Consider the following 20,068-nt stretch of genomic DNA (forward strand, 5'->3'; position numbering starts at 1 on the left):
ATTGATCCATGTGTAGCCATGCCACGTGGGAGGCATGGCTAGCATGTCCTAACACTCGCTAATAGTACCTGCCTAGCGTGTGCTATCACTACAACACTAGCCAAACACGACGTCGTCGTACTGCTTTTAGCTTGGTAGAGAAATCGTAAGAACGCTTACTCAAGATTTCCCGCAAGAGACCTGCGGTTTATTGATGTATCCCTTTTCCGACGCTCGTGTCTACTCGGCATCTGCTGTGCGTTAGAGAAATGGTCTGAATCCCGCGATAGATGCGTTCTATCGTTCATGATGGTTCTGCTATTCCCCGACGTCTACGCATCGGGGGTGTCCCGGTCGGTTCGCCATGAGGCCCATCTGTGCGGGAGAATGTCAGCATGGCAGATTCTCCCTCCCCTAATAATGGTCGATCTGGCGGAGGCCGTCGAGGCCCGGGCCGCAACGGATGGTCCAGTAAGTCTGGTGGACGCGGCGGTTGGACGTCTAAGTCCCGTGAGCGTCGCGAGGGAGACAGCGGGCGTCGCTGGGACGATGATCGTAAATCACAGCGCAAAGGTGACGTAGACCGTCCTTGGCGCGATGACCGTGGCTCTCGTCGAGACGATCAGCGTCGTCGAGGTTTTCGTGGGAATCGGTGGGACGACAAGGATCAGCACGACAGTCGTCGTGACGTTCACAAGGATGGGCGCCGCGACGGCCATCGCGATGATCGCTCGGTCGATAACACTGCCGTCCAACCCACGGAAACGCCGGCATCCGGTGAGCCGATGGCTCCACTGGACTTCGATGAGAAAGCTCTTCCGGCGCCGGTGCGTGCTGAGTTGCGTGGTGTCCCAGCCGACACCGCTCACATCATTGAGGGTCATCTGGTTGCTGCTGCTGAACTTCTCGACGAGGACCCGGCTCAGGCAAATGCCCACGCTCAGGCCGCTCGTCGACGTGCCCCGCGTCTGCCCATCCTGCGCGAAGTGGCTGCCGAGGCCGCATATCAGGCGGGCGAGTATGCCTCTGCCCTCAATGACTACCGTGCGCTTCGACGTATGACTGGTAACGACAACTTCCTCCCAGTGATAGCGGACTGTGAGCGTGCGCTAGGACGCCCGCAGGCAGCTCTTCGGCTTATCCGTGAAGGGCAGGAGGCGGGTCTCAACCCAGCCCAGCAGATCGAGCTCGTGCTTGTGCAAGCCGGTGCACGTCGTGATCTTGGCCAGAGAGATGAGGCTGTTCGCCTGCTTCGTGAAGCCGTCAAAAACCTTAAAGCTCCTACTGAGGCGACCGCGCGCCTGCACTACGCCTACGCCGAGACGCTGTTGGAGGAGGGTGACATAGCTGGCGCTCGAGAATGGTTCGTTTCAGCCCAGAGGCACGATCCTGCCAACTTCCTCGACAGCCAGGACCGCATTGACATCATTGATGGTCGAGAGCCAAGCGGGGACCCTGCTGACGACATGATCTTCATCGAAGGTGACAATGAAGGCGAGGAGACAGACCAGTGAGCGATGCCCTCATTGATGGACATGACGCTGCCCTCTTCGACTTAGATGGAGTAGTCTACCTGGGGCCGGACCCGGTTCCTGCAGCACCTGACACCATTGCCGAATTACGGCGTCGCGGGGTCAAGGTCGGCTTCGTCACCAACAATGCCGCTCGTTCGGCTGAGGTTGTAGCTCAACACCTGACCGACATCGGTATCCCGACGGGGCCTAACGACGTCGTCACCTCAGGACAGGCGATTTCCGATCTCGCTGCCGATACATTGCCTGCTGGCGCCAGGGTGCTCATCGTCGGGACGGAATCATTACGCGATGAGGCGCGGGCACGCGGGCTGAAGCCGGTCGAGTCCGCTAGGGATGATCCTGTTGCGGTCATCCAGGGGTACGATTCACAGATTGCCTGGCCATTGCTCGAGGAGGCAGGATTCGCCTTGCAGTCGGGTGCGATGTGGTACGCCGCTAATCCAGACATCACTCGTCCAACGGATCGTGGCATTGTTCCGGGGATAGGTGCTCAGCTCCAAGTCGTCGCTACTACGTGCAATGCCGAGCCAGTTATCGCCGGAAAGCCCTACCGTCCGTTGTTGGAGGCCACTATTTCCCGATTAGGGTCTACCTCACCAATCTTTGTTGGAGACCGTTTAGACACCGACATTCGTGGCGCAAACACGATGGATATTGACTCGCTATTCGTCTTTACCGGTTCTCACGGTGTCGCTGACGTGCTAGCTGCTGCTCCTGAGGATCGGCCGCAGAATATTGCTGCCGATCTGTCCGGGTTGCTTGAGCCCAAGCGCGAGGTCGATGTGTCCGACGACCGCGCGCGTTGCGGTGGGAGCACAGCGTCGGTGCACGCTGACCGGGAGGTCCGTGCGGAGAGTATCCCTGATGATATTTGTGGGCAGCTCGATGCCGTGGCCGCCATGATGGCCCTCGTCTATGGGTCGGATGTGACTATTCCCGACGAGGCCGGGAGACTTTTCGACAAGCTTCACTGAACGGTGTTCAATGGATCCCAACGGCTGCCCATGTGGGCAGCCGCTGTATCTCGTCATGGGAAGGAACCCGATGTCGTCACGCAATGGTTTCCAGGCCACCGACCTGGCTCTTATCGCGGTCTTTGCAGCCCTCATTGCTGTGCTAGCCGTCATTCCGCCGATGTTCATGGTGGGGGCGGTCCCTTTTGCCCTTCAGATGGTTGCCGTCATGCTGGCGCCGATGGTGCTGGGAAGTATCCGTGGCGGATGCGCGGTAGGCTTGTATATCCTTGTCGGCGCGCTGGGGCTGCCCGTCTTCAGCGGTGGGTCTAGCGGGATTGGCGTCCTGGTGGGTCCCACTGGTGGGTATCTATGGGGATGGCTGATCGGCGCTTTCGTGGCGGGTGCAGTAGCTACTTCCGTGCTGCGTCGACGTCCACGTAAGTCGATGCTTCCGGTATGGCTTTTTGTCGTCGCACTAGTGGACCTAGTGTGCGTCTATCTTGGTGGCATCTTCGGGCTGATGGGCTTCGCGAAGTTGAGCTTGAATGCAGCCCTGACAGCCAATCTTGTCTTGTTCGGCCTCGATGTGGTGAAGGGGATTTTGGCTTGTCTCATCGCTACTGCGGTGCTGACTGCCTTTCCCCGGCTCATGCCGTGATCGAGTTCAAAAATGTCAGCGTTGACGTTGACGAGTATGACGTTGAGGGCCGCCACCGTCGGGTGAAGATTCTTAACACGATGAACCTCATTGTGCCGGAGCGTAGGGTCGCCGTTATCGGCCCCAATGGGGCCGGCAAGTCGACCCTTCTCAAACTCGTTAACGGGCTAGTTGAGGCGACGAATGGCACCGTCACTGTCGATGGGATTAATCCCTCTGAGGATGGTCGTGCGGCCCGTCGCCACGTCGGCTACGTCTTTACCAATCCGATGAGCCAGCTCGTCATGTCGACGCCAGTAGCTGATGTTGAATTGTCTCTTCGTCAACGGATTCGTAACCGACTTGAACGACATGAAGCGGCCATGCAGATCCTTGCCGATCAGGGACTGGAAGCCGTTGCTGGACGCAGTGTGCACGCTCTCTCAGGAGGGGAACGTCAATTGGTGTCCCTGGCGAGCGTACTGGCCGTTGAACCATCAGTCATCCTCGCCGATGAGCCAACGACCCTGCTGGATTTGCGAAACCGGGAGATGGTGCGGCACGCTTTTGAACGCTTGGACCAGCAAATCCTGTGCTGCACCCATGACCTGGAATTAGCGGCGTCCTTTGACCGAGTGTTGGCTGTCGAAGACGGTCGAATTGTCAACGACGGCGACCCGGGGGAGGTCATTGCCGACTATCGGGCCCGGATGATGTCCGGTCAAGGCGGGGACGTGCCTCGACGCGGTGGACAGGATAAGAGCCGATGAAGACTGACGCTTCGGCGTTCTTCGGCGGATACCGGGCTGGGAACAGTCCTGCTCACCGTATGCCAGTCTGGTCGAAGTACCTACTCGTTTTGCTCGTCGGCGTAACCCCGTTTTTCGTCAAACAGTGGTGGTTTTCCCTGGGTTGCCTGGTGGTGGCCGTCGTCATCAACTTGGTTGTTGCCAAGATCCCGGTGCGCACGGCGTTATCTATTGGTGTGCCGTTGTGGATCGCGAATGCTCTCATACTGGCGTATCACTGTTTTTTCACGATGTGGCAACGAGGAGTGATCTATGTTGCTGGGTTGCTGGCCTGTCTCTACATCGCCCGGCTGGTGACGTGCACCACGGATCCCGGTACGCTCATGGACGCCATTGTGGCCTTGGCTCGGCCGCTGCGGCCGTTGGGTGCTAAACCTGAGAAATTCGCACTTACCATTGCGTTGATGTGGACCACAATTCCGTACCTCGTTGGATCCATAGGCCAGGTCAGGGAAGCCGCTAAAGCACGCGGATTGGAACGGTATAGTTGGAGGTTCCTCATTCCGATGTTCGTAGGGGCGGTCGGCCATGCTCTGGAGATTGGGGAGGCCCTCAAAGCTCGGGGGTTGGGGGATGAAGAACCTTTCTGATATCTATATCGTGATATCGATATTCACAGAGTGAAAAAGTTCTTCAGGGCCCGCAGTATTGCGTAGGCCTTACTGTCAACTGTGCTACAGCTTTAGTCAGCAGTTGGCGGTCCCCCTTGTGCGGGATCTTACGTGGGAGATACACGACGACGCTCACGAGATGATGTCTGAACACCAGATGCAGGCAGGACGCGAGTGCAATGCGACTATCAACACTGTGGACACTGCGTGGCAGAAGACCTGCTACGCCGACGGATGAGGCTGCCGCCGATGGATGCACCAAGGTCTTGGAAGTGGCAGTCTGTCCCTGTGAGACTTGACCAGGCCCTTGTCGAAGCCGGACTGGCACGTTCCCGCACCCTTGCCACACGCCTAGTGCGGGAAGGCAGAGTGACGGTCAATAGAGTCGTCGTTACTAAACCGGCGATGAAGGTGAGCACCACCGACGTGCTGGTTGCCGACGAAGAGGTGTGGGTGTCTCGCGCTGCACACAAACTTCTAGGTGCCTTGGATATCCTTGGCGTCCAAGTGCCGTCAAGAGTACTTGATGCTGGTGCGTCCACCGGTGGGTTCACCCAAGTTGTGCTGTCACGGGGAGCCAAACTTGTGCATGCCGTCGATGTTGGTCACGACCAGATGTCTCCGATGCTGCGGAATGATCCCCGTGTCATTGTTCATGAAGGCTTGAACTTGCGTGATCTTCAGCCTGCGGACCTGGCGGTTGACGGCGTTATTGAGCCGGTGGACCTCGTGGTCGGAGATGTCTCTTTTATCTCCTTGACGATGATCCTTGAACCCATTTCAGCTGTTGTCAGCCCAGACGGCCTCATGCTGTTGCTGGTGAAGCCTCAATTTGAGGTTGGTCGCAAGGCTTTGGGAGCCCATGGCGTTGTCACGGACCCTGCCCTGCGCTTGCAGGCCATCGCGGGTGTCATGGCAGCAGCGGTAGATCTGGGTTGGCGTATGCGTGACGAGTGCGATAGCCCGTTGCCCGGGCAGGATGGAAACGTTGAGCACTTCGTCTTGCTGGAACGTAAGGGTCGGTGACAGACGTCCGGGCAGATCACGGGCCGCTACTGTGGTCTTGTGAACGACACGAGCCCTTCCAGATACGTTGTCGTCGTCACCCATGCCACGCGGGACGACGCTTTTGACGCGGCTGCCGAATTCATCTCTGAAATGGCGGGGCGAGACATTGGTTGCGCGGTTCCGGATGATCAGGTGAAGCCGATGTCAAGCAAGCTGCCAGGGATCGATCTTGAAAGCTTGGGAGAGTTCGCCCACGAGGCGGAGGTGGTCGTCGTCTTTGGCGGCGACGGCACGATCTTGCGAGCTGCTGAATGGTCATTACCTCGCCACGTTCCCATGATTGGCGTCAACCTTGGCCATGTCGGCTTTCTGGCTGAGCTGGAGCGCTCCGATATGGCGGATCTAGTGAACAAGGTGTGTTCGCGCGACTACACCGTTGAGGATCGCCTCGTGCTTAAAACCACCGTCACCGAGCATTCCGGACAACACCGTTGGAGTTCTTTTGCCGTCAACGAGTTGTCTCTGGAAAAGGCAGCCCGGCGGCGCATGCTCGACGTTCTGGCGTCTGTCGACGAGTTGCCGGTGCAACGCTGGAGCTGCGACGGGATCCTGGTCTCGACCCCGACCGGATCGACGGCCTACGCGTTCTCAGCTGGCGGCCCGGTCATGTGGCCCGATCTCGACGCCATGCTCATGGTGCCGTTGAGCGCTCACGCTCTCTTTGCTCGACCGCTGGTCATGAGCCCAGCTGCTCGAGTGGACCTTGACATCCAGCCAGACGGTTCAGAATCAGCGGTTCTGTGGTGCGACGGGCGCCGATCGTGCACCGTACGACCGGGGGAAAGAATCACCGTCGTCCGCCATCCCGACCGTCTGCGCATTGCTCGTCTGGCCGCGCAGCCCTTCACATCGCGTCTGGTCAAGAAGTTTGAGCTCCCGGTCAGCGGGTGGCGTCAGGGTCGTGACCGTCATCACCTAGAGGAGACTTCGTGATACGTAGTGTGCGAATTCGTGGACTCGGCGTCATCGATGAGACGGTCCTCGAACCCTCATCCGCGCTGACGGCAGTCACCGGCGAGACCGGTGCCGGAAAGACCATGGTGGTCACCGGTATTGGTTTGCTGCTCGGCGACAAGGCTGACACTGGATTGGTCCGGCATGGCTGCGATCGTGCCGTCGTCGAAGCCGTTCTCGACACGCCTGATGCCGGTCGCGTCAGCGAGCTTGGCGGAACAGTCGAGGATGGTGAGGTTATCTGCGCTCGACACATCACGAGTCGTCGCTCTCGAGCGCTGCTTGGAGGAGCTCAAGTTACCGCTAGTCAGCTAGCCCACATCGTTGGGGATCAGGTGACTATCCATGGCCAATCTGAACAAGTGAGGTTGGTCGACGCAGCGCGGCAGCTCGACGTCGTTGACCGTGCCGCCGGAGATGAGCTGGCAGGCCACCTAAGTCGACATGCACAGCTGTGGTCGGAGTTTCGTGCTGCATCCCAGCGTCTTCAGCGCCTCAACGAGGATCGCGCTGGGGCCGAGATGGAACGCGAGGTGCTTACGCGTCGGGTCGGCGAGGTTGACGCTGTTGATCCTAAGCCCCATGAGGACGACGACCTCATCGCCGAGATAGCGGGGCTACAGGCTGCTCAGTCGATCCGGGAATCCTTGAACAAGGCTGATGTCCTGCTCAATGGGGTAGAGACGTCGACCGGTCCGCAGCCGGGTGCGCTTGCTTTGCTGGAACAGGCCGTACATGAGCTGGATGGCACTGGGGATGCTGATCCTCGCGCCGCTGAGTTGGCTGAGCGCGCCCGCCAGATGTCGTATGACCTCACTGACCTCGCTGCTTCGGTCGCTGGCCATGCGGCTCGGGCTGAAGCTGATCCGCAACGGCTTGAGGAATTGGGGGGTCGTTTGGCGGCTATTCAGCGGCTGTTGAGGGCGCGCACCACCACCCTCGACGATCTCCTCGAGTCCACTGCGGCAGACCGACACCGACTTGCCGAGCTTGACCCTGGCGCGACAGATCTCGATTCCTTGGGACAGCAGGTTGAACAACTGCGATCCGAGTTGAGGCGATCCGCGGACCACATGAGCGCGGTGCGCCGTCGTACGGCCGTCCGGCTTGCTGCTGAGGTGCGTCCTGAGCTGGCTGCTCTTGCGATGCCGCACGCCCGGCTGGAATTTCGTGTCGAGCCTGCACCCATGGGGCCACGCGGCGCTGACTCGGTGACGATTATGTTGGCCGCCAACCCCGGTTCCGATTTGGCCCCGTTGGCCAAGGCCGCCTCGGGCGGAGAGCTTTCACGGGTGAGACTGGCCTTAGAGGTCGTCGTGGCCCAACCCCAGGTTCCGCAAACTTTCGTCTTCGACGAGATCGATTCGGGCGTCGGAGGTGCGGTCGGTATCGAGATCGGACGACGACTGCGTCAGTTGGCAAGACGGCACCAGGTCATTGTTGTCACTCACTTGGCCCAGGTGGCTGCTTTCGCGGACACGCATGTCGTTATTACTAAGGCTTCCGACGGGGCCGTCACCAGTTCGGGGCTGCGCGAGGTCACTGGATCGGAGCGGGAAATCGAACTGTCTCGGATGATGAGCGGCATGGTGGACTCAGAGTCCGGGCTAGAACATGCCCATGACCTGCTGCGCGAGGCTGGTGAGATGGATTGATGATGGCGTTGACACATGGGACGACTGGACCATTTCGAAAAGAGCAACGCATTCATCATGGAGGCGACGGCGGTGACTCTGTCGACGAGTGCTGAAATAAAAACGGCGATCTATCTGGGCCCGGTCGACGTGGGGCGATTCGTCGATACCGACGAGCTGGCGATCCTCATGGTTTGCGCGCAGATGCACGGTCATTACCACATCCGGTGCCCCATCATGTCCAGAGTCTGGGCGTGAACACGGTGCTTGTGATGGCTGACCTCATCCGACTTATGGGGCTGGCCACTCCGATTGCAGTTGACGTCGAATCAATGTACTTCGTTGCGGAGGAATGGGAACTGATTGCCCCTCCACGTAAGAGCAAATGCGTACATATTTGATGCATGAATCGATGCGATGGTTCTCGCCGCATCTCGGTCATACACGGTGAGCAACGTTCGAGGCCCATGAACTTCGATCCGGATATCGTGAGACGCGAAATATCGATGATGTATCCCTACGATCCGGAATATCCGTGGCCCGGGTATTCACCGGAGGTGATGGATGGTTCCTTATCGTGGCGCATGCCTGACGATCTGGTCGTTATGGAATGGCTTTTCGATGTCATAACCATTTCTAGATGGACAGCCACCAGAGCTCATTCATACCGTTCCATTGACAGACGAGATTCACCATACAGACGCGCCATGAACTTCAGCGTAGTGAGTCGGGTACGGTCGTGGGGGCTTGCCCCGAAGTCGTGGTGATCGGTTAGGCTGGAGGTCCGTGGGCACCGACAATCACTGCAGCAAGCACGTTTTCGTCACTGGAGGGGTCGTCTCCTCCCTGGGAAAGGGGCTCACGGCCTCCTCCCTCGGGTCGCTTCTGAAGACGCGTGGCCTTAAGGTCACAATGCAGAAGCTGGACCCTTACCTCAACGTCGATCCGGGAACGATGAACCCGTTCCAGCATGGCGAGGTGTTCGTCACCGAGGACGGCGCGGAGACTGACCTCGACATCGGCCACTACGAGCGTTTCCTTAATGAGAACTTGTCAGGGCAGGCCAATGTGACCACTGGCAAGGTGTACTCCGCGGTCATCGCCAAGGAGCGTCGGGGTGACTACCTGGGAGACACTGTCCAGGTGATCCCCCATATCACCAACGAGATCAAGGAACGTATGTTGGCGATGGAGGAGGGCCATCCCGATGTTGTCATCCACGAGATCGGTGGCACCGTCGGCGACATCGAGTCACTTCCTTTCCTCGAGGCCGCCCGCCAGGTGCGCCACGAGATCGGCCGGGAGAATGTCTTCTTCCTGCACGTCTCGCTTGTTCCTTACATCAAGCCGTCCGGCGAGATGAAGACCAAGCCCACCCAGCATTCGGTGGCCGCGTTACGTGAGGTCGGCATCCAGCCCGACGCCATCGTGTGTCGATCCGAGCGTCCAATTGGCAAGGGCATCAAGTCGAAGATCGCTCTCATGTGCGACGTCGAGGGCCCGGCCGTCGTCTCCTGTCCGGACGCTCCGTCGATCTACCTCATTCCGAAGGTTCTGCACCGTGAAGGTCTCGACGCCTACGTTGTGCAGAAGTTGAGCCTGTTTTTCCGCGACGTCGACTGGACAACGTGGGACGACCTGCTGGATCGCGTCCGTAAGCCGCGCAGCGAGGTGACCGTGGCCTTAGTCGGCAAGTACATCGACCTGCCGGATGCTTACCTGTCGGTGACCGAGGCGCTGCGAGCTGGCGGATTCGCCAACAAGGCGAAGGCCAACGTGGTGTGGGTGGCCTCCGATTCCTGCGCCACTGCCGAGGGTGCTGCCCAGCAGTTACGTGACGCTGATGCCATCTGTGTTCCGGGCGGGTTCGGGATCCGCGGTGTCGAGGGCAAAATCGGTGCCATCCGCTACGCCCGCGAACACAAGGTTCCCTTCCTAGGGCTGTGCCTTGGCATGCAGTGCGCCGTCATTGAGGTTGCCCGCGACCTGGCTGGCATCAAGGATGCCGCATCTAGTGAGTTCGACTCACAAACCCCCGATCCGGTCATCGCGACGATGGCAGAGCAGGTCGAGGCAGTGGCCGGCAAGGCCGATCTCGGTGGAACGATGCGTCTGGGGGCCTACCCGGCCAAGCTTGCCAAGGACTCTCTGGTCGCCGAGTTGTATGGCACGACGACAGTTACCGAACGCCATCGTCACCGTTACGAGGTCAACAACGCCTACCGTGACCGTCTGGAGCAGGCTGGGCTGCGTATCAGTGGCACGTCCCCTGATGGCGGCCTTGTCGAGTTCGTCGAGTTGGACCGTCAGACCCATCCGTACTTCGTGGCTACTCAGGCTCATCCTGAGCTCAAGTCCCGTCCGACTCACGCCCACCCGCTGTTCCGCGGACTCGTCGCAGCGGCCGTCGGGCACGCCAAAGCAGCATCGAAGGGAGCGGCCAAGGAGTCCTCCACCAAGGTGGTCGACAAGTGAGTCAGGAGCGCTGGGATAAGGACGAGTACTGGCAGGTCGTTGACCACCAGGTGAAGGCCACGGGGCAGGTGTGCGATTTCATTGATGACGCGGTCATTACCCCGTCGGGGGAGCGGATCAACCGTCAATACGTGAGCCACCCCGGCGCAGTCGGCATCATCGCCCTTGACGATCAGGATCGCGTCGCGGTCGTCAGACAGTATCGTCACCCGGTGCGCATGGTGTTGGTCGAGCCGCCGGCTGGCCTGCTCGATGTCGAGGGAGAAGACTTTCTAGCGGCTGCCCAGCGTGAATTGGCCGAGGAGGCCATGTTGTCGGCCGACGATTGGCGGGTTCTCGTCGACATCGTCACCACTCCGGGCGGGTGCCAGGAGTCTTTGCGGATTTACCTGGCCCGGGGTCTTCATGAGGTACCGCGTCCCGAGGGATTCCTGCTAGAAGGCGAGGAGGTGTCGATGAAGGCTGGTTGGGAGCCATTGGACGACCTTGTCGAGGCAATTTACGCCGGGCAATGCCAGTCTCCCGCCCTCGTGACGGGCGTGATGGCCTTGGAACTGGCTCGTCGCACTGAGCGAGTTAACGAGCTGCGTCCCGCTCATGCGCCGTGGCCGATTCGGGAGCGTCCTGGTGGTATTGACGGAGTTCGCGCAGAGTGACCTCGTCGGTCGGCGGTCAGGTCGAGGATTACTTGCGTCACCTTGTAGTGGAGCGGGGTCTGTCCGATAACACGGTGCAGGCCTACCGACGTGATCTGTTGCGTTACCAGGAATACCTTGGTTCGCGGGGGATCGGATCGTTAGCCGAGGTGACCCGTGTCGACGTCGAGGAGTTTCGACGCCATCTGGATCACATTGGCCTGGCCCCCGCGTCTGTGACGCGTTGTGTGGTTGCAGTACGAAATTTGCATCGTTTCGCAGTGGGGTCTGGGCAAGTCCAGGCCGATGTCACCGCTGGGATGTCCCCAGGAACCCGTTCCCGTCGACTCCCGAAAGCCTTGACGATGGATCAAGTTGAGTCCTTGCTCGCTGCACCAGACACCAGTACGGTCGAGGGGCTACGGGACGCTGCCCTGCTGGAGCTGCTCTACGGTACGGGGGCGCGGGTTTCGGAGGTCTGTGCTCTTGACGTTGACGACATCCGTCGCGTGCTGGATGACCCTGACCTCGGTTTGAGGCTCATCGGCAAGGGGGATAAGGAGCGCATCGTTCCGCTGGGCAGCTACGCCGCTAAAGCTGTAGATGCCTGGTTAATAAGGGGACGTCCTGCATGGGCTGAGATTGGCAACGGGGAACATGCCCTACTGCTCAATACCCGCGGTCGGCGGCTGTCCCGACAGTCAGCGTGGGCTGTTATTCGTCGTGCCGGTGAGGCTGCCGGGCTCGACGTCGAGCACCTATCCCCGCACAGTCTTCGACACTCCTACGCCACCCACCTACTGGACGGTGGTGCCGATGTTCGTGTCGTGCAGGAGCTACTGGGGCATTCGTCCGTGACGACGACCCAGATCTACACCCTCGTGACGGCCGATCACCTGAGGGAGGTCTACCGCTCGTCGCACCCTCGCGCCGTCTAGGCTCAGTATTGCGGGTGGGTGTGGCTGTCGGTTGTGCCCACTATCGTTAAGAAAAGCAATATTGCCGCGATGTCGAGAGGAAGGTCACTACGTGTCCGAGACTGCCCCCGAACCGTTGTTCCGCGTACCCGGTCCGGGCCGGGAGGCCGAAGAAGCTGCCGAGAACTCGATCGGTCCGACCGGACGTCCGCTTCCTGACCTTACTGAGCCGACGCCGGTTCTCGACGGCCCGAAACATGCCACCGTCATTTCGATGTGTAACCAGAAGGGTGGTGTCGGCAAGACAACAACCACCATCAACTTGGGAGCGGGACTGGCCGAGTACGGACGACGCGTTCTGTTGGTGGACTTCGATCCTCAGGGCTCCCTCTCGGTGGGCTTGGGGATTAACCCCCATACTCTCGAAAATTCCATCTACACCCTGCTGATGTCACCTCGTGACGATGTTCATGACGTCATCCAGCCCACTGAGACCGAGGGCATGGACTTGTTACCGGCCAATATTGACCTGTCTGCCGCTGAGGTGCAGCTCGTCAGCGAGGTGGCCCGCGAGCAGACCCTCAAACGGGTCATTGACCGGATCCGCGGCGAATACGACATGATCCTCATCGACTGTGCACCGTCGTTAGGTCTGCTCACCATCAACGCTCTGACCGCTTCCGACTACGTCATCATGCCTTTGGAATGCGAGTTCTTTGCCTTGCGCGGTATTGCTCTGCTTACCGACACTATTGAGAAGGTTCAGGACCGTCTCAACCCCGACCTGGAGGTCCTCGGCATCCTTGGAACCATGTTCGACCCGCGTACCCTGCATGCCCGGGAGGTCATGGAACGGGTGGTACAAGCCTTTGGTGACGTCGTATTCCACACCGTTATCAAGCGCACTATCAAGTTCCCCGAGACCACCGTCGCTGGGGAACCCATCACGAGCTACGCCTCCTCATCTCCGGGGGCTCAGGCCTACCGTGACCTGGCCAAGGAGGTACTGGCCCGATGCCGCGCCGCGTGAGCCTGCCGGGGGCTAACGAGCTTTTCCGTCCAACGGTTGGTAGCAACGAACCCCAGTCAGTTGAAGTTTCCCAACAGTCCAAGGCACACAGAGCACGCAAGACGTCTCAAGACGCCACCTCTTGTGGGAAACATGCTGGTAGCGGGCGAGTGCGCCATGATGAGAAGATCACCGTCTACGTCTCTACGGAGGAGCTCATCGCTCTGGAGACTGCGAGGCTGACAATGAGATCCCAGGGCATTAATGCTGATCGAGGCAGAATTGTGCGTGCCTCGGTGGCGATGGCCCTGGCCGATTTTGAGGAGAATGGTGAGGACTCTGCTCTCGCTCATCTCCTCGCGACTGACTGAATACTTTAAGGACACATATGAGTAACGAGCAAGGCATTCGGCTGCAGAAGGTGCTGGCCCAGGCCGGTCTGGCATCCCGCCGTGCTGCTGAAGACATGATCGCGGCCGGAAGAGTTGAGGTCAATGGTGAACTCATCGTTGAGCAGGGGCGACGCGTTGACCCTGAGCGCGATGAGATCCGGGTTGATGGGTCCCGTATCCCGACTGCGCGGCGTCACGTCTACTACGTACTTAATAAGCCGCAAGGAGTTGTCTCTACTATGGACGATCCGGAAGGCCGCCCATGCCTGTCCGACCTCGAAGGAGTGCCGCGCGGTATCCGTCTGTTTCACGTCGGTCGTCTCGACACTGAGACCTCGGGCCTCATCTTGCTGACCAATGATGGCGAATTCGCTAACCGGATGACCCACCCGTCCTACAAGGTTCTTAAGACCTACTTGGCAGATGTTGAGGGCCGCGTGGATGACAAAGTCATTCACCGCCTTTCGAAAGGGCTGACCCTTGAAGACGGCCCTGTCAAGCCTGACGCCGTGCGCCTAGTACAGGCTGGCGAGGAGCATTCCTTGGTTGAGGTGAGCCTTCATGAGGGCCGCAACCGGATTGTGCGTCGCATCATGGATTCGGTCGCTCATCCAGTGCGTCGACTGTCTCGCACCGCGATCGGCCCGGTCCGATTGAAGCGTTTAGGGCGCGGAGATATGCGTGAACTTACCCATGAAGAACTGGGCCAGCTCCTCGACCTCGTCGAACTGTGAGTTCTCGCGCATGGCTGGAATTGTCCTCAAGCATCGCTCGGGTAACCTCAAGCAGGTGAGTTCGAACAAGTATCGTCTGGTCAACGCCGCGGCACTCGCTACCGTCCTGTGCGTGTCGTCACTGGCCCTCGCTTCCTGTAACAAGTCGTCGTCGAGCCCGAAGCCTTCGGCGAGTGTCTCCAGCATTTCGGCCCCCGCTTCTGCCGGCGCCAAGGCCTCCTCTTCCCCAACGAAGAAGCCGACTATGGTCACTAACCTCGACCAGATCAAGGTGTCTGGTGAGGACGGCAAGGCGCCAAAGGTTGGGGAAGCCTGGCCGCTAGCTATTGCTAAAACCGAGTCCAAAGTCCTCAAGAAGGGCACAGGCGAAAAGGTCGACAAGAACGCCACCCTCAAAGTGAATTATGTCGGTGTCAACGGACGTACTGGCAAGGAATTCGACTCTTCCTATAAGCGTGGCACTACCGCTGACTTCCCATTGGCCCAGGTGGTTCCTGGATTCGCTAAGGGTCTTGTTGGAAAGCATCAGGGCGACCGAGTACTCATCATGATGCCCGGATCTGACGGCTATGATTCCCAAGGTGGTGCCCCGCAAGCTGGCATCATGAAGGGTGACTCCCTTATTTTTGTCGTCGACATCGTTGCCATACCTTTGCCTAAGGCGACGGGTGAGACCGTCAAACCGGTGGCTGGTCTGCCTACTGTCAAGGAGGTACAGGGTGCTCCCGCGGTAACCATCGGCAAGGCCACCAAGCCGAATAAACTCGTCGTCCAGCCCCTCATCAAGGGTAAGGGAGCTGCGGTTACTGCTCATGACTCCATCGACGTCAAGTACCGCACTTATGCTTGGTCCTCTGGGGAGCTTATTGAGGACGGATACTCCGGCGAGCCTGTGACTGGATCCATGAACTCCGTTATTCCTGGATGGAAGAAGGGATTGATTGGGCAGACCGTCGGTTCTCGGGTGATGCTCATCGTGCCGCCCGCTGACGCCTACCCGAACGGCAGCACTAACCCGCCGGTAAAGAAGGGCGAGACCCTGATCTACGTTATCGACATCCTTTCGGCTCAAAAAGAATCCTGAGTGGCGATGGCTTTGCGCGAGACATGCCGGCCGATACGTGTCTTAGGGTTGACGGGTCTCGCGCAGCACCGCCACATCGAGAACTGCATCACTCCACCACCCCATCGCTCCGCCGAGAGGCCTAGGGTCTAAGCGGTGGATGCCCGCAACAGGGGTAGGCGGTGTCAGGGCCACGTTGTTGATGAGCTCATGGGGATCAGCAACTTCAGGGAGTCCGAGGGAACGGCAGAGCCACGCCACGACCTGGTGGTGGTCAATACCTGAATCCGCGAGATCGGACAGCCCCGCCGCACCCGCCGACTTTGACAAGCGTACCCCTCCCGGACCGGTGACAAGACCAGTGTGGGCGTAGACCGGAGGGATAAATCCGAGCAGTTTGGCCAACTGGGCTTGGCGAGGGGCTGAGGACCATAGGTCTCGGGCTCGAACGACCTGATCGACCCCTTGCAGACCGTCGTCGACTACTACCGCAAGGTTGTAGGCCGGCGTGCCGTCATTGCGCACCAGGACAAGATCGTCCACCCGTCCTTGAGCACAGCCACGAGCGAGGTCGGTCGCTTCGAAAGTGTTCAGTTGACTGGCCAGTCGGGTGGCTGGCGCCCGGGTGGTCAGACGTTCGTGTCTCTGCTGGACGGTGAGGCGGCGGCAGGTACCCGGATACGGGCGCCAATCGGCCTCGTTGGGGGCGGTAGTGGCCGCAGCGATTTCCCTGCGAGTGCAAAAACAGGGGTAGGTCTCCAGACCCGCTACTGCGTCGGCGTACAAGTCGAGGCGCTCAGACTGTCGGACGACTGGACCATCCCAATCCAGACCTAGGGACTCCAGGTCGCGTAATTGCGTCGAGGCAATTTTTCCGGCCGCGGCCACTCGCGCACGATCTAAATCCTCGATGCGTACCACGAACCGACGACCCGTCGAGCGGGCCAAAAGCCAGGCCGCTAATGCGGTGCGGAGGTTCCCCAGATGCAGTGCTGAGGTTGGGGAGGGGGCGAAACGACCAGCTGCGTGTCGAAGACCGGAGTGAGTGGTGGCGAAATCGGTCACGAGCGGCAGTGTAGGCAACAATTGGGGTGACGCGGCGGGTATGCCCCCGTCAGATGGGTAGGCTGGGACGCTGGAAGGAGGGTGCCGATGGCTGCACAGCGTTCGGAGAGGTTGGTTAACCTCGTCATCGCTCTCCTGGTCACCGACCGTCCTCTCACTCGCGCGCAACTGCGTGACATGATCGAGGACTACCGCAAGGTTTCCGAGGTGGCGTTTCAACGGTCCTTTGAACGCGACAAAGAGGAGCTGCGTCGAATCGGTATCACCGTCGAATCCGTCACCCTCGACACCTTCTTCGGTGACGAAGTTGGCTACCGCATTCCCCGTGCCGATGTGGAGCTTCCCCCTGTCCAATTTACACAAGCGGAGGCTGACGCTTTAGCGACCGCAGCCCGAGTGTGGCGCGAATCCGTCCTCGACGAGTCCTCCACGTCTGCCCTGGTGAAGTTGCGTGCCGCAGGAGTTGAGCCCGACACGGAGGCCGGCATCGCGACCCAGGTCGTCACCGGCGCAGATGCTCCATCGTTCTCTGATCTGTGGCGGGCCACTATTGACCGGTCCAGAGTCCGCTTCGGTTACCGAGGGGGAAAGCACCGTACCGTAGACCCCTGGCGAATGGCCTTGCGGCGTGGTCGTTGGTACCTCGTTGGGCGAGACGTCGACCGCGACGAGCCACGACTATTTCGGCTGTCACGTATCAGTTCTGCCGTGACGACCGTGGGAGAACCCGGCGCCGTCGCGAGTCCTGAACCTGAGGTGATCGAGGCCCACCTCAATCGCCTCGAGCCACCTGAACCGGAGGAGGTTGACGTCACGATGGCCGTCGCTCCCGGAGTGCGTTTAGGAGTCATGACGACGCATGCCGAATGGGATGGGCCAGTTCCCGAGGGCTACGAAGTTGTTACCGGTGGGTTTGGCGGATATGACGAGGCCGCGACAGCCGTGCTACGCGCCGGCGGTCGTATCATCTTGCTTGCCCCACAGGAGGCTCGCACCGTATTAGCCGAGAGGATCAATGCCGTGCTGCGGTTGGAAGAGAATGCCTCATGACGGCTCGCACTGATACCGCCCGTCTGCTAGCCCTTATTCCCTATCTGCGATCTCACCCTGGGGTGGCCGTCACCGAGGTTGCCCGAGTGTTTGGTGTCAGCACTGACCGTGTGATTGCTGATCTCAAGATTTTGTGGATGGTTGGTCTGCCCGGTGGGATGCCAGACGACCTCATCGACATTGACATGGACGCCGTCGACTCCGACGGCACCATCACCATCACCAATGCTGATGCTCTGCCACGGCCTATGCGTCTGACGCCCGACGAGGCGTGGTCTCTGCTGGCCGCTTTGCAAGTCATCGCTGATCTGGCTGACGACACCGTTCGTCCTGCAGTGGAATCCGCGGTAGAGAAGTTGCGCCAGGTCTGCCCGCAGGCTGGTCCAGATCCGGTGGAGGCTAGCCTCGAAGCCGATTACGACCCTCGCTCAGAGTGGTTCACCGGGGCCTGTGCTAACAAATGGCGGATTGAGATCGTCCATCGACGCGGTGACGACCCTACTCCGCATACCCAGATCGTCGACCCGGTACGTGTCGAAGTTCGCGACGGTCATCGCTATCTCGTCGGATGGTCGATGGCTCGCAAGCAGTGGCGCACGTGGCGGCTTGACCGCATCGTCACTGGCAGGCGAGTTGGGCACGCCACGAATCACGGACGTCCGCCCGAAACCCTCGAATGGTTCTCTGACGTCGTGGACGAGGTGATGCTGACCCTTGCTCCGCGCGCGGGCTGGGTTGCTGAGTATCACCCGGTGCGCCATGTTGAGAAGGACGGGGACATGTGGAAGGTGACTTTTGCCGTCGCCTCTGCGACGTGGCTTGCTGAGCTCATGGTGGGCCTCGGACCAGATGTTCTCTCCGTTGACCCACCTCATGCTGCAGCTCCTGCCCTTCAGTTGGCACGCGCTGCGGCTGCCGCAAATGGCATTGAGATTTCGAACCGTGAGGCGGTAGAGAAATCCTGATGTGGTGGATCTGGGTGTTGGTCTTTGCCGGTGTGCTGCTTGTCGTGGAGATCGTCGTTGGCACGATCTGGTTGTGGCGAAAGCTCGCGGCTATCTTGGGTGAGGTTGAGCAGGCAACCGGTCGACTCGATGAGTTGGCTCACATTCTCGAGGATGTCGATACCACGATGAACAAGGACATGACGGCTCCCAAAGCGCCCTGATCATCGTGGTAGCCTGAACGCCGATCGTCGAGTTGGTAGCCTTCCTGTGCGGTACGGGGATGGGATGCCAGCCAAGTCTGGAAGGAGAGCCTCAATGGCTCCTCTGCTCATTGCGAATGAAGCAACCATCATCATCATCGTGCTTCTCGCACTCGTACTCTTCGGTGGTTCCCGCATCGCTGGCGTCGGTAAGGGTGCTGGTCGCGCTATCCGTGAGTTCAAGGAAGAAACGGCGGGTCTGAACAAGGGCAAGGACGCGAAGGCCGAGAAGGACATTGAGGCTACCGAGGCTGACGTCGCCAAGGACGAGACCAAGCCAACTGAGTGAGTCATGGCCACGGATACTCGGCAGTCCGATGAGGATCACCGCCGGTTTGCCCGATTCCGCCCGCCCCAGGCTGGAGAGGGCGGCACAATGTCGCTCCTGGACCACATCCGGGAGCTCCGTTACCGGATCATTGTGTCGTTTATAGCGGTGGTCATTACAAGCTCCGTGGCCTTTGTCTTTTACCGTCCGCTGGTCGAGATTGTCATGCATCCGTACCAGCAGGCGAGCCTCGCCATCAAGGCGAAGAACCCGACGGCCTCCCTCCAGGTAGTCAATACTGGTGTCGTCGCCCCGTTTGTGCTGAATATGAGGGTGGCCATTGTTGCTGGCCTCATTGCGGCCTGCCCCATTTGGCTCTATCAGATCTGGGCTTTTATTGTTCCTGGCTTGCTCGTCAATGAGAAGAAGTGGGCTCTGCGATTCCTGGGATCGGCTATCCCCCTGTTTCTTCTAGGATCAGTACTGGGGTATTGGGTGCTCCCGAAGGGTATTGCCTTAATGCTGAACTTCACGCCTCACGGCATGGGCATTACCAACCTGCTCGACATGAATGCGTTCTTGGCACTGGAGATTCGCGTCATCTTGCTCTTTGGAGTGAGTTTCCTGCTACCGGTGGTCTTGGTCTTGCTTAATCTGATCCACGTCTTGTCGTCTGCGCAGCTGAAAGCGGCACGGAAGTGGTCCATCTTTGGATTCTTCTGTCTGGGCGCTTTTGTGAACCCGTCTGGTGACCCAATTTCCATGTGTGCCTTGGCTATTCCGCTGAGCGTCATGTATGTCATTGCGGAGTGGATTTGCCGCAGCAATGAACGTAAGCGTTCGACCGGCAATATGGGTATTGATAAGTCCGAATTCGACATTCAGATCGATTGAGCGGTGTCAGTCACACCACAAGCGTTCAAGCCGCTGATATTTGCTAGCCCGATTCGTGGCTTGCCACGGTCAAGGTGACCGGCTCGTTGTCATGGGATGGTGACGGCATGCGGATACGCTCGCGGCCCAGCGTCGTCGCCCGACCCCTCGTCGAGGTTCCCTGAGAGTCGTAGCCT

General features: G+C 59.5%; 24 protein-coding genes and 1 pseudogene. 23 read left to right on the forward strand and 2 right to left on the reverse strand.

What is annotated here, in order from left to right:
• Positions 1-374 precede the first annotated feature (374 nt).
• The 16 genes from LRP59_RS11990 to LRP59_RS04440 all read left to right on the forward strand — a co-directional run bounded on the left by LRP59_RS11990 (position 375) and on the right by LRP59_RS04440 (position 14,345).
• Positions 375-1,493, forward strand: coding sequence for a tetratricopeptide repeat protein (locus tag LRP59_RS11990; RefSeq protein ID WP_014604391.1), 1,119 nt, complete (start codon positions 375-377; stop codon positions 1,491-1,493).
• Positions 1,490-2,488 carry an HAD-IIA family hydrolase gene (locus LRP59_RS04370; RefSeq protein ID WP_002513291.1) on the forward strand — a complete coding sequence of 333 codons (999 nt, stop codon included), beginning with the start codon at positions 1,490-1,492 and terminating at the stop codon, positions 2,486-2,488. Before LRP59_RS11990 ends, LRP59_RS04370 begins: the two co-directional genes overlap by 4 nt.
• 55 nt (positions 2,489-2,543) lie before the next feature.
• Positions 2,544-3,128 (forward strand): biotin transporter BioY, encoded by a 585-nt coding sequence (locus LRP59_RS04375; protein ID WP_002521443.1) that lies wholly within the window; start codon positions 2,544-2,546, stop codon positions 3,126-3,128.
• On the forward strand, positions 3,125-3,877 hold the full coding sequence (locus LRP59_RS04380; protein ID WP_002513293.1) for an energy-coupling factor ABC transporter ATP-binding protein: 753 nt from the start codon (positions 3,125-3,127) through the stop codon (positions 3,875-3,877). The genes LRP59_RS04375 and LRP59_RS04380 overlap by 4 nt, the downstream gene beginning before the upstream one ends.
• Positions 3,874-4,506 carry an energy-coupling factor transporter transmembrane protein EcfT gene (locus LRP59_RS04385; protein ID WP_002513294.1) on the forward strand — a complete coding sequence of 211 codons (633 nt, stop codon included), beginning with the start codon at positions 3,874-3,876 and terminating at the stop codon, positions 4,504-4,506. Before LRP59_RS04380 ends, LRP59_RS04385 begins: the two co-directional genes overlap by 4 nt.
• Before the next feature lie 255 nt (positions 4,507-4,761).
• Complete coding sequence (locus LRP59_RS04390) at positions 4,762-5,553, forward strand: TlyA family RNA methyltransferase (RefSeq protein ID WP_002521445.1); 792 nt, start codon at positions 4,762-4,764, stop codon at positions 5,551-5,553.
• A gap of 39 nt (positions 5,554-5,592) precedes the next feature.
• The gene (locus LRP59_RS04395) at positions 5,593-6,528 is read left to right on the forward strand and encodes an NAD kinase (RefSeq protein ID WP_002513297.1); all 936 of its coding nucleotides are present in this window, start codon (positions 5,593-5,595) and stop codon (positions 6,526-6,528) included.
• A complete protein-coding gene (recN, locus tag LRP59_RS04400; RefSeq protein WP_002513298.1) occupies positions 6,525-8,204 on the forward strand; it encodes a DNA repair protein RecN in 1,680 nt (559 codons plus the stop codon). Before LRP59_RS04395 ends, recN begins: the two co-directional genes overlap by 4 nt.
• Positions 8,205-8,219: 15 nt before the next feature.
• Positions 8,220-8,441, forward strand: coding sequence for a hypothetical protein (locus LRP59_RS04405; RefSeq protein WP_002513299.1), 222 nt, complete (start codon positions 8,220-8,222; stop codon positions 8,439-8,441).
• Positions 8,438-8,584 carry a hypothetical protein gene (locus tag LRP59_RS04410; RefSeq protein ID WP_002532986.1) on the forward strand — a complete coding sequence of 49 codons (147 nt, stop codon included), beginning with the start codon at positions 8,438-8,440 and terminating at the stop codon, positions 8,582-8,584. The genes LRP59_RS04405 and LRP59_RS04410 overlap by 4 nt, the downstream gene beginning before the upstream one ends.
• A gap of 385 nt (positions 8,585-8,969) precedes the next feature.
• Entirely contained in the window at positions 8,970-10,658 is a 1,689-nt protein-coding gene (locus tag LRP59_RS04415; RefSeq protein ID WP_002513302.1) for a CTP synthase, read from the forward strand.
• The gene (locus tag LRP59_RS04420) at positions 10,655-11,314 is read left to right on the forward strand and encodes an NUDIX domain-containing protein (protein ID WP_002513303.1); all 660 of its coding nucleotides are present in this window, start codon (positions 10,655-10,657) and stop codon (positions 11,312-11,314) included. Before LRP59_RS04415 ends, LRP59_RS04420 begins: the two co-directional genes overlap by 4 nt.
• Positions 11,311-12,231 carry a site-specific tyrosine recombinase XerD gene (locus LRP59_RS04425; protein WP_002513304.1) on the forward strand — a complete coding sequence of 307 codons (921 nt, stop codon included), beginning with the start codon at positions 11,311-11,313 and terminating at the stop codon, positions 12,229-12,231. The genes LRP59_RS04420 and LRP59_RS04425 overlap by 4 nt, the downstream gene beginning before the upstream one ends.
• A 91-nt stretch (positions 12,232-12,322) precedes the next feature.
• The gene (locus LRP59_RS04430) at positions 12,323-13,240 is read left to right on the forward strand and encodes a ParA family protein (protein ID WP_002513305.1); all 918 of its coding nucleotides are present in this window, start codon (positions 12,323-12,325) and stop codon (positions 13,238-13,240) included.
• Positions 13,225-13,590, forward strand: coding sequence for a hypothetical protein (locus LRP59_RS04435; RefSeq protein WP_002513306.1), 366 nt, complete (start codon positions 13,225-13,227; stop codon positions 13,588-13,590). The genes LRP59_RS04430 and LRP59_RS04435 overlap by 16 nt, the downstream gene beginning before the upstream one ends.
• 17 nt (positions 13,591-13,607) lie before the next feature.
• Positions 13,608-14,345 (forward strand): pseudouridine synthase, encoded by a 738-nt coding sequence (locus LRP59_RS04440; RefSeq protein ID WP_002513307.1) that lies wholly within the window; start codon positions 13,608-13,610, stop codon positions 14,343-14,345.
• Here LRP59_RS04440 and LRP59_RS12215 read toward each other — a convergent pair.
• The gene (locus LRP59_RS12215) at positions 14,274-14,558 is read right to left on the reverse strand and encodes a hypothetical protein (protein ID WP_370531085.1); all 285 of its coding nucleotides are present in this window, start codon (positions 14,556-14,558) and stop codon (positions 14,274-14,276) included. The two genes, LRP59_RS04440 and LRP59_RS12215, sit on opposite strands and share 72 nt — an antisense overlap.
• Here LRP59_RS12215 and LRP59_RS04450 point away from each other — a divergent pair.
• On the forward strand, positions 14,458-15,429 hold the full coding sequence (locus LRP59_RS04450) for an FKBP-type peptidyl-prolyl cis-trans isomerase (RefSeq protein ID WP_370531084.1): 972 nt from the start codon (positions 14,458-14,460) through the stop codon (positions 15,427-15,429). The two genes, LRP59_RS12215 and LRP59_RS04450, sit on opposite strands and share 101 nt — an antisense overlap.
• A 42-nt stretch (positions 15,430-15,471) precedes the next feature.
• On the opposite strand, the gene gluQRS is transcribed toward LRP59_RS04450, so the two are convergent.
• Positions 15,472-16,473: a tRNA glutamyl-Q(34) synthetase GluQRS gene (gene gluQRS / locus LRP59_RS04455; RefSeq protein WP_002513309.1), complete on the reverse strand. Its 1,002-nt coding sequence runs from the start codon at positions 16,471-16,473 to the stop codon at positions 15,472-15,474.
• An 87-nt stretch (positions 16,474-16,560) separates the two neighbouring features.
• Between gluQRS and LRP59_RS04460 the strand changes: the two genes are divergently transcribed.
• The 6 genes and pseudogenes from LRP59_RS04460 to LRP59_RS04485 all read left to right on the forward strand — a co-directional run bounded on the left by LRP59_RS04460 (position 16,561) and on the right by LRP59_RS04485 (position 20,056).
• Positions 16,561-17,523 (forward strand): YafY family protein, encoded by a 963-nt coding sequence (locus LRP59_RS04460; RefSeq protein WP_002513310.1) that lies wholly within the window; start codon positions 16,561-16,563, stop codon positions 17,521-17,523.
• Positions 17,520-18,488, forward strand: a complete 969-nt coding sequence (locus LRP59_RS04465) for a WYL domain-containing protein (protein WP_002513311.1) — start codon at positions 17,520-17,522, stop codon at positions 18,486-18,488. Before LRP59_RS04460 ends, LRP59_RS04465 begins: the two co-directional genes overlap by 4 nt.
• The gene (locus tag LRP59_RS04470) at positions 18,488-18,691 is read left to right on the forward strand and encodes a hypothetical protein (protein ID WP_002513312.1); all 204 of its coding nucleotides are present in this window, start codon (positions 18,488-18,490) and stop codon (positions 18,689-18,691) included. Before LRP59_RS04465 ends, LRP59_RS04470 begins: the two co-directional genes overlap by 1 nt.
• A 94-nt stretch (positions 18,692-18,785) precedes the next feature.
• The gene (locus LRP59_RS04475; RefSeq protein ID WP_002513313.1) at positions 18,786-19,019 is read left to right on the forward strand and encodes a twin-arginine translocase TatA/TatE family subunit; all 234 of its coding nucleotides are present in this window, start codon (positions 18,786-18,788) and stop codon (positions 19,017-19,019) included.
• A 3-nt stretch (positions 19,020-19,022) separates the two neighbouring features.
• Positions 19,023-19,892: a twin-arginine translocase subunit TatC gene (gene tatC, locus LRP59_RS04480; protein WP_002513314.1), complete on the forward strand. Its 870-nt coding sequence runs from the start codon at positions 19,023-19,025 to the stop codon at positions 19,890-19,892.
• Positions 19,889-20,056 (forward strand): annotated as a pseudogene (locus LRP59_RS04485) (gamma-glutamyl transferase). The gene tatC and the pseudogene LRP59_RS04485 overlap by 4 nt, the downstream one beginning before the upstream one ends.
• Positions 20,057-20,068 lie beyond the last annotated feature (12 nt).

Origin of the sequence: Cutibacterium sp. 37298, from assembly GCF_023838685.1 — a bacterium.
Lineage (GTDB): Bacteria > Actinomycetota > Actinomycetes > Propionibacteriales > Propionibacteriaceae > Cutibacterium > Cutibacterium acnes.